This window comes from Ruminococcus sp. CAG:330 (genome assembly GCF_000437175.1).
Lineage (GTDB): Bacteria > Bacillota > Clostridia > Oscillospirales > Ruminococcaceae > Ruminococcus_C.
Map to the genome: position 1 here is coordinate 9688 of NZ_FR898051.1, position 8813 is coordinate 18500.

At 51.3% G+C, this 8813-nt stretch carries 8 protein-coding genes (1 of these 8 running past the window's edge); all 8 read right to left on the bottom strand.

Translation table 11 applies throughout. The features are described 5' to 3' along the window. Window positions 1–844, bottom strand: the 5' portion of a protein-coding gene (locus QZL66_RS06265) for an aminotransferase class V-fold PLP-dependent enzyme (protein ID WP_022410879.1). It extends 404 nt beyond the left edge of the window; 844 of the gene's 1248 nt are visible here — the first part of the coding sequence; the start codon lies at window positions 842–844; its stop codon lies off the left edge, out of view. Continuing rightward, complete coding sequence (locus QZL66_RS06270) at window positions 845–1882, bottom strand: SufB/SufD family protein (protein WP_022410880.1); 1038 nt, start codon at window positions 1880–1882, stop codon at window positions 845–847. Between the two features lie 10 nt (window positions 1883–1892). Continuing rightward, on the bottom strand, window positions 1893–3299 hold the full coding sequence (gene sufB, locus QZL66_RS06275; RefSeq protein WP_022410881.1) for a Fe-S cluster assembly protein SufB: 1407 nt from the start codon (window positions 3297–3299) through the stop codon (window positions 1893–1895). Window positions 3300–3325: 26 nt separating this feature from the next. Next, the gene (gene sufC, locus QZL66_RS06280; RefSeq protein ID WP_022410882.1) at window positions 3326–4075 is read right to left on the bottom strand and encodes a Fe-S cluster assembly ATPase SufC; all 750 of its coding nucleotides are present in this window, start codon (window positions 4073–4075) and stop codon (window positions 3326–3328) included. 16 nt (window positions 4076–4091) lie between these two features. Further along, window positions 4092–4496, bottom strand: a complete 405-nt coding sequence (locus QZL66_RS06285; protein ID WP_022410883.1) for an RrF2 family transcriptional regulator — start codon at window positions 4494–4496, stop codon at window positions 4092–4094. A gap of 162 nt (window positions 4497–4658) precedes the next feature. Next, complete coding sequence (locus QZL66_RS06290; RefSeq protein WP_226944143.1) at window positions 4659–5087, bottom strand: type II toxin-antitoxin system PemK/MazF family toxin; 429 nt, start codon at window positions 5085–5087, stop codon at window positions 4659–4661. Window positions 5088–5343: 256 nt separating this feature from the next. Then, on the bottom strand, window positions 5344–6234 hold the full coding sequence (locus QZL66_RS06295) for a LysR family transcriptional regulator (RefSeq protein WP_022410885.1): 891 nt from the start codon (window positions 6232–6234) through the stop codon (window positions 5344–5346). Window positions 6235–6268: 34 nt separating this feature from the next. Beyond that, window positions 6269–8698 (bottom strand): dockerin type I domain-containing protein, encoded by a 2430-nt coding sequence (locus QZL66_RS06300; protein WP_022410886.1) that lies wholly within the window; start codon window positions 8696–8698, stop codon window positions 6269–6271. Window positions 8699–8813 lie beyond the last annotated feature (115 nt).

Sequence of the window (8813 nt, forward strand, 5' to 3'; positions counted from 1 at the left end):
CAACGGCACCGGCAGCGTTGACCGTTCCTGCCTCGAACTTATGGGGCAGCTCTGCATAAATGGCATCATAGCGGGAGACGGACTCGATCATCTCTCCGCCAGTGAGAAACGGCGGCATTGCCTCCAGCAGTTCCCGCTTGCCGTACAGCACACCGATTCCCATGGGGGCGAGCATTTTGTGACCGGAAAACGCCAGAAAGTCCACGCCCAGCTGCTGAACATCGATTGCCATATGGGGAGCGCTCTGTGCAGCATCCACCAGGATCACAGCTCCGCAATCATGGGCACGCTTTACCAGTGTCGGGATATCGTTGACACATCCCAGCACGTTGGAAACCTGTGTTACTGCTACCAGCTTGGTGTGCTCCGAAAATGCAGCGTCCATCTGCTCCGCAGAAATGGTGCCGTCCGGCTCGCACTCCAGAAAGACCAGTTTTGCCCCTGTCGCTTTGGAAACCATCTGCCACGGCAGCAGGTTGCTGTGGTGTTCCAGAATGGAAACCACGATCTCGTCCCCTGCTTTCAGATTCGCCATACCATAGCTGTATGCCACAAGGTTCATACTCTCTGTGGTATTTCGGGTGAAGATGATCTCCTCGGGACAGGCAGCATGAATGAACTGCTGCACAGTCTGTCTTGCCTGTTCATAGCGCTCGGTCGCCTCCACACTCAGCGGATACAGCCCACGCAGAACGTTGGCGTTGTACTTCTCGTAAAATTCTCTGGTGGCATCCAGCACCGCCTGCGGTTTCTGAGAGGTAGCTGCATTGTCAAAATAGACACGGTCGGTATTTTCCAGCAGGACGAAATCCTTTCGCACAGACTGGGCATTCCATGCGGCCATTTAGAGCACCTCCTCGATCATCTGATGCATATATGCTGCGGTTTTCTCGTCTGCCACATCCTGACAGAGCTTCTCCAGACGTGCCTTGGCGACGATCTTCTCCGCCTCACTCTTGCTGATGCCACGGGACTCGAAGTAGAACAGCATACCCTGTTCCAGTTCGCCGATGGTTGCGCCATGGCTGCCCTTGACATCCTCTTCAGAGCACAGAATCAGCGGAATGGTCTTGTTGATGACATCATCTCCCAGCAGCAGGACATTTTCCTCCTCCTTGCCCTCCGAACCGGAGCAGCCGCATCTGAGATCGATGGTGCCGCGGAATACCTTTTCTGCATGATTTTCCAGTGTGCCGTTTGCCTGAATGTCGCACATGGTATTCTTGCCGATGTGGTTGGCGATGACATTCATGTCCAGCTTCTTTCCATCATGTACCAGATATCCGCACTTGTTGGAGAAGCTGCTGTCGTCGCCGATCATATCTACACGAACGCCGGAGAAAATCGAGCCTTTCGCTGTATACAGGCGAACCAGTTCAATAGTAGCGCCCTCTTCTGCGACACCGCCAACGTCATTGATGATCTCCTCGCTTTGGTCGGTGAGAATCTGAATCAGACGAATGGTAGCACCTTTCTCAGCGTGCAGCATGGTGCGGAGTGCGGCACGGGGTGCATCGGCTTTCCAGATCTGCACGATGGTGAGGTTGCTGTTCTTTTCTGCCTGCCCGTTGACCAGCAGGGTGCAGTTTTTTCCGGCCGTGCTGCCGATCTCCATGCGGACGGTGTCCACGCACTCGTTCCACGCAGTGATGGTCACTGCCCACGGGAACAGATGATCGATGGCAGAACCGACACCAGTTGCAATGGTGCCGTTGTCCTCCCACTCTGCAACGTCTGTGATCTGTGCGGTGCCGTTTTCAGTTTCGATCTGTACCGGACAGGGTGCCTCTGCCTCATATTGCTCCAGTACACTGTCGTTCACGTTCAGCCGGTTCCATGTCTTTACCGGAAGCTGGTTGACGATACTTGTCTTTTTTTCCATATCTTTCACCTCACCCAATACTGCCTTTCATTTCCAGCCGAATCAGATTATTCATCTCAATGGCGTATTCCAGCGGAAGCTCCTTGGAAACGTTGTCCGCAAATCCGCTGACGATGCAGGCTCTCGCATCCTCCTCGCTCAGGCCGCGGGACATGAGATAGAAAATTGCCTCGTTGCTGATCTTGCCGATCTGTGCCTCGTGTCCGACATCGGCTTTTCTGGTGCGCACGTCAATGGCAGGGATGGTGTCTGATCTGGACTCGGAGTCCAGCATCAGGGATTCGCAGGAAACGGAGGACTTTGTCCCCTCTGCCTCCTTGGTGACAACTACGGAGCTGCGGAATGTGCTGATACCGCCATCCTTGGAAATCGACTTGGTGTTGATATAGGAGCTGGTTTCTGGTGCTGCGTGAACGACCTTTGCGCCGGTGTCCAGATTCTGTCCCTTTCCGGCAAACGTGATGCCGGTGAATTCCATTTTGGAACCTCTGCCCTTCAGAATGCTCATGGGGTACAGGTAGGAGACGTGGGAACCGAAAGAGCCGGAAACCCACTCGATCTTACCGCCCTCTTCCACCAGCGCACGCTTGGTGTTCAGGTTGTACATATTCTTCGACCAGTTCTCGATGGTGGAGTAGCGCAGGGTGGCGTTCTTGCCCACGAACAGTTCCACACATCCGGCGTGCAGGTTGGCAACGTTGTACTTCGGAGCAGAACATCCTTCGATGAAGTGCAGGTATGCGCCCTCTTCCACAATGATCAGCGTGTGCTCAAACTGTCCGGCGCCCTTAGCATTCAGGCGGAAATAAGACTGCAGCGGAATGGTAACAGAAACGCCCTTGGGAACATATACGAAAGAACCGCCGGACCATACAGCACCGTGAAGTGCAGCGAATTTATGGTCGGTGGGCGGAACCAGCTTCATGAAGTGCTTCCGGATCATCTCCGCATACTCGCCGTGCATAGCGCTCTCCAAATCGGTGTAGATAACGCCCTGGTCGGCAACCTCCTGCCGTACGTTGTGGTATACTAATTCCGAGTCATACTGTGCGCCCACACCTGCCAGCGACTTTCGCTCTGCCTGCGGGATGCCCAGACGCTCAAAGGTATTCTTGATGTCCTCCGGCACTTCCTCCCAGCTGCCCTTCATCTTGGTATTCGGGCGGACATAGGTGACGATGTTGTCCATGTTCAGACCGTCAATGGAGGGTCCCCACTCCGGCACTTCCAGTTCGTTGTAAATCTGGAGAGCGTGCAGACGGAACTGCTGCATCCAAACCGGATCGTTCTTTTCCTTCGAGATCTGCTCGACCAGCGCAGGTGTCAATCCGGCATCGATTTTATAGAAATCGGTTTCCTGATCTTTGATGTCGTAGACGCTTCTGTCGATATCTGCAATCTGCTGTTTTTCTTTCATTGCTTTTTCACCCTTTCCGAACAGAGTCAGGCGTTTTCAAATTCTGCGAATCCGTTTTCATTGACCTCATCGATCAAAGAGCTGTCGGAGGTCTTGACGATCTTTCCGTTTACCATGACGTGGGTATAATCTACCGGCAGTGCCTCCAGAATCTTGGTGCTGTGTGTAATGACCAGCAGACTGCCCTTGGACTGCTTGCGGTATGCAGCAATGCCCTGAGAAACGGTGCGAACAGCATCGACATCCAGACCGGAGTCAGTTTCATCCAGAATGACAAATTCCGGATTCAGCATGAGCATTTGCAGAATCTCCGTCTTTTTCTTTTCACCGCCGGAGAAACCAACGTTCAGATCACGCTCTGCATAGGAGGGATCCATTTGCAGCAGTGCCATTTTCTCCTCCAGCTCTTTCTTGAAGCTGAACAGACGGACACGCTTTCCGGTCTTTGCCTCCAGTGCGCTGCGGATAAAGGCACTCACGGTAATTCCCGGAATTTCGATGGGGTTCTGGAAAGAGAGAAAAATGCCGTTTTTCGCACGCTCGTTATCCGGCATGTCGTTGATGTTCTGACCCTTGTACAGAATCTCACCGCCAGTTACAGTGTATTCCGGATTGCCCATCAGAGCAGCGCCCAGTGTGGATTTTCCGGTGCCGTTGGGACCCATGAGCACATGGACCTCATTTTCATGGATGTCCAGATCGATTCCGTGGAGAATCTCCTTTTCTCCAGCACAGACTTTCAGATTTTGAATACGAAGCAAAGCATTCTGACTCATGTTTTCTCTTCTCCTTTTATAATTTTGCAGCATCAGCAAGTGTGATTGCGTTCAGATAATCATTGATCACGGCGGAAAGCCCCTTCCAGATGGGAAGCGTGGAACAGGATTCCGCTGTCTCACAGACGGGAACGCCGTTTTCAATGCATGTGACAGGTTCTATGGATTCTTCCACCGCCCGCAGAATTTCCCCAACGCTGTAGGTTTCCGGAGAGCGGGAAAGACGGTAACCGCCGCCCTTTCCGCTTGTTGCCTCTACCAGCTTTTTTTTAGAGAGGATCGTGGTGATGCTCTCCAGATATTTCAGAGGGATGCTCTGCTGGGCGGAGATGAATTTCAAGGGGACAAATTCCGCTGAATTTTTCTTTGCCAGATACATCATCAGCTTCAGCGCATATCGTCCCTTTGTCGAAATAATCATCAGTATCACATTCCTTTGGCATCTGTCCGGAACAAATGTCCGAAAATTTATCCGGAAAATCCTGTATGTTCCGGATCGTTTTCATTATACACCTACTCACCCACTATGTCAATAGGGCAATTCGCACGTTTACAAAAATGTTAGACTTTTGAGCGGGGGAGGTCAGATGGACGGTTCTTCCGATTCATACGCCAGTTCGTTTTTTTCCAGATCTGCGACCGCCTCCGAAACCGGCCGATCCAGCGGGATCAATCCGAACTGCTTCTGGAAGTTCACTTCCACCCTTTTCATGGTTTCATCATCGATTCTGGTGATTCCTTTGTCCAGCAGAATCCAAGATTTATCAATGGGATTGAGCTGTTCCGCCAGAATCAGCTGATTGTCGAACCACACATGCAGTTTCATGTGCTTATGGCGTGTGGTGCAGGGAATTATGTAGATCAAATCCGAAAAAAGATTGTTGACATCATTGGAGAAAATCAGACCTCTCCGCAGTCCCGCCTGCACGTGCGTTGCGCCCTTTAGTTCTTCCGGAATATCAATCCAAACGATATTGCCTCGCCGATATGGAAAATTCGGGTCTTTCATCATTCGTGCAATTTCCCTGGCGGATTCTTTTTTGGATCTTTTCTGTTTGACTTTCAAATTTTTGGGCATATATGATACCGTCCTTTCTCAGTGAGATTTGTGAATGCGTCTTTTTACATTCCGTCAGAAGTTGTTCTCACAGGTTTCTCTCCATAAAAACAACTTTTTATATTATACCACGGGAACGTGTACATATTATTGTCGGTTTTCAAATAATTTAAGAGGCAGAGCGCCCATCACAAACACTCTGCCTCAGATTTCATGATTCTGTTTGTTCGCTGCCGATCAGCTCCGCCACAATGCGGCGGTAGGTGTCAGCGAATACGCTGTCCTTATTCCAGACGGCATTGAACGCATGTTCCATCTGAAAGTTTGGGATCTCAATCTCCCGCAATTCTCCGCAAAGCAGCAGCTTCTCCCCCACCGTCTGGTAGAGAAAACTGATGCCGGTTTTCAGCAGAAGCAGCTGGATGATGGTGTGCGGATCGTTGACGACGCAGCGGTTTGGGAAATTGTTCAGCTCGTATCCCTGCGCCTTTAGCATACGCTCGAATACCTCTCGGTTTCCGGAACCGTTCTCACGGAGAATGATGCGGTGGGAGAACAGCTGTTCAATGGGAACTGTCTCCGGAATGTCGTAATCCTTTCCGCAAAGACAGAGAATTTTCTCCCGTTCCAGCTCCAGATTGTCGTATTTGGAGCGGTTAAAATAGCCCTCACACATAGCAAAATCCACTTCGCCGTTATCCAGCATTTTCAGAAGGTCACGGGTGTCCTGAATGGTCAGGGTGACATTGTACTCCGGATGTGCGAGAATGTAGCGGCTCAGCTTTTCTGGCAGGTAAAATCCGCCGATAGACATGGTCGCTCCCAGCCGAATCACACGCTTGGTGTGGATGTGCCGCACCATGTCCTCGATTCTTGCACTGTCATGATGTACGGATTCAAAGAACTGCCGCAGCAGCTCCCCCTGCTCTGTCAGGATCAGCTTTTTCCCATTGTAGAAAAACAGCTTTGCGCCGTAGTGCTTTTCCAGTGATTTAATGTGCTGCGAAACGGCAGGCTGTGTGATGTACAGTTCATTTGCCGCCTTGGTATAGCTCATATTGCGGCAGACAGACAAGAAAGTTTCGATGCGAAAGTCCAGCATGCTCCGTTTCCCTTTCTTTCTACAATATTATTATTTATTGCGCAGTGTTTTGCAGAACCAGCTGCTTGAGCAGCACCAAGTCCATGCCGTTGACCGTCTGGTCGGCGGACAAGTCAGCAAGCGCCGTCTGCTGCTCTGTCAGTAATTTCTGGTTCAGCAGATACTGCTGCAAGAGTACCAGATCGGTCAGACTGCATATGCCATCCTGATCGATGTCCCCCGAAACAATTTCCGGCTCCGGCTTTGTGCCAGTGGGGAGCAGCAGCTTTTTCAGGAGAACTGTCTGGTCGGAGGCAGTGTAGAGGCAGTACAGCGTATTTTTCTGCGCTGCCAGAAGCGGATGATTGACCATCTCCCGCGCGATGCTATTTCCGGTCTGTTCCCACGTTCCGGTTTCCAGATTCAGTCCATAGAGCGGAAATTCCTCCGGATTCTGTGCATTCATTGCCACATAGAATTTTCCCTCTGCAACAACCGGAATCATTTGGAACGCACGATCTTTCATACCCTCCGGCAGCGCATAAGTCGTGACGGCACCATTCTCCCAGCGGGACACACCGTTTTTTCCGTCTGTCGGCAGAATCCAAACAGCATCGCCGTCTGCCAGCGTGGAAACACTGCCGCACGACTGATCGGAAAGCGCTGTACTTTCCCATAACTCGCCTTGAAAAACGGCAAGCTTCGGAACGCTGTTGCTGTCGAGATCACGGTATCCCACAAATCCCTTGCCGGCTGCCACTTCAATCTCCATGTTGCAGGCATTCTGCGCAATGGCAGAGCCGAGGACAGAAACGGTTTCTGTGGCGGGGTCGTAGCTTGCGCCGTAGAGCACATAGGGATAGGAGCCTGTGGTATACGTGAAATACAGTTTTTTGCCATCCGAGGTCATATCCATGTACTGCGCCAGTTCACTTCCGGCATAGCACTCCGTCCAAGCGCCGGAAGCGGAATCCCACCGGCTCAGATGCAGCAGATACTGGTCATCCTGATAGAGCACGTAGGGAGTCCCTCCGGCAAACGCGAGCTTGGGATTGTTGATATTCTTGGAAAGCGGTGTGCTCACAGCAGTCAGCGCATCGTTCTCCAGCTTGTACAAAGAGGCTGCGCCGGAAGACGCAGAGAAAAGATAGAGTTCTCCGTCTGTTCCCTTGGTGAAATCATAGTTGTACTGCCCGGCGGGCAGTGTTACATTGCTGACTGCCTGCCAAAGCTGTTTCTCAGATACGTCCGCAAACTCGGCGGAAAACGTCAGCGTACCGTTCTCCTGAATCTGAATGTCACTCAGTGCAATGCCGCTGTTTGTGCCGTCGGAATAGACCAGCGCACCATCTGCCACACCCTTTTGCAAATCCGTTGTCCCGATATAATCGGGCGCATTTTCTCCGCCGTAGCAGGAACGTGTCAAGTCGCCCTCACCGGCATTCAGTATGGTTTCATTCGGACGGAACACATAAATTTCGTCGGTGTCGCTTTTATAGTTCCCGTGTGCTGCGGTATTGACACGATATACCACCATGCCGTCTCCGTAGATCTTCTGATCCAGTTCATCAGAATAGAGTGTGCCACTCCGGCGATATTCCACGGCAAAAAATTCGGTGTCGGAAAGCGGCGTTTTCAACAGGTACAGCCGGCTGCCCTCTGATGCCGATGCCGGCTGCAACGTGTAAGTGCCGTTTGTTGTAATGGTTTCCGCATCCAGCCAGCCGGAGATGGCGTACCGCTGATATGCCAGCGGATATTGCAGGAAATAAGTGGCATAGGACATAATATCCCACTGTCCCACCGGGTCACCGGAGACATCGCTTCTGTGGTAGAGATCCGGATAGCCCATACTGTGCAGAAACTCGTGGCAGAGTGTGCCAATGCCGTTGAAGATGGTGGAGTGTACCATACCGTAGCCGTTTTGCAAATTGACATAACCAACGGTTGAACCGTTGATGTTCAATCCGCCCACAAAGAACGCTTTTGCCCACAACGGGTCTTCCACCGTGTTCGCCTGTCCATCTACCACAAGAACCACATTGTCCACAAAACCGTCGAAATTGCCGTCCAGCGGAATATCTTCCGGAACAGGGATATTTTGCAGCATCTCTACGGCATACTGATTATAATCGGTGTACTCCTCCCGACTCTGCTGGAGAACATAAGGCTGAATCACGCCGTCCTTGAGCTGCGGGAAATAGGAGGTCACTTTCATTTTGCCGTTGGAAATGGTGTCAATGTACTTGGACAGAGAACGATAGGTGCTGTCGTCGTTGCACATGTTGATCATTTCCTGCGTGTAGGTCTCCATGAAATTTTTCTCTGAGAGCGGGTCGAACTGGGCAAACAGCACCAAGTTGTGCACTTGCTGTACGCTGCCGTTCGTCTGTGCAAATGCAGAGAGCCCCGGAATTGCGGTAACGGTCAGAACCAGGCTGAGCAGCACCGCAAGACAAATTCTGCGGAAGTGATGTAGTTTCATTTCAAAATTCTCCTTTTTCATCAAATTGGGCAATTGCTTATACAAGTATACCAAAGAATCTGTGAATCTGTCAAGTGTATTTGTGGAACAATCCTGTATTTCTGGAAATCCTGAC

Coding starts and splice junctions, on each gene's coding strand:
- QZL66_RS06300 (WP_022410886.1), bottom strand. CDS start 8,698: ATGAAACTACATCACTTCCGCAGAATTTGTCTTGCGGTGCTGCTCAGC.
- QZL66_RS06295 (WP_022410885.1), bottom strand. CDS start 6,234: ATGCTGGACTTTCGCATCGAAACTTTCTTGTCTGTCTGCCGCAATATG.
- QZL66_RS06270 (WP_022410880.1), bottom strand. CDS start 1,882: ATGGAAAAAAAGACAAGTATCGTCAACCAGCTTCCGGTAAAGACATGG.
- QZL66_RS06290 (WP_226944143.1), bottom strand. CDS start 5,087: ATGATGAAAGACCCGAATTTTCCATATCGGCGAGGCAATATCGTTTGG.
- sufC (WP_022410882.1), bottom strand. CDS start 4,075: ATGAGTCAGAATGCTTTGCTTCGTATTCAAAATCTGAAAGTCTGTGCT.
- sufB (WP_022410881.1), bottom strand. CDS start 3,299: ATGAAAGAAAAACAGCAGATTGCAGATATCGACAGAAGCGTCTACGAC.
- QZL66_RS06285 (WP_022410883.1), bottom strand. CDS start 4,496: ATGATTATTTCGACAAAGGGACGATATGCGCTGAAGCTGATGATGTAT.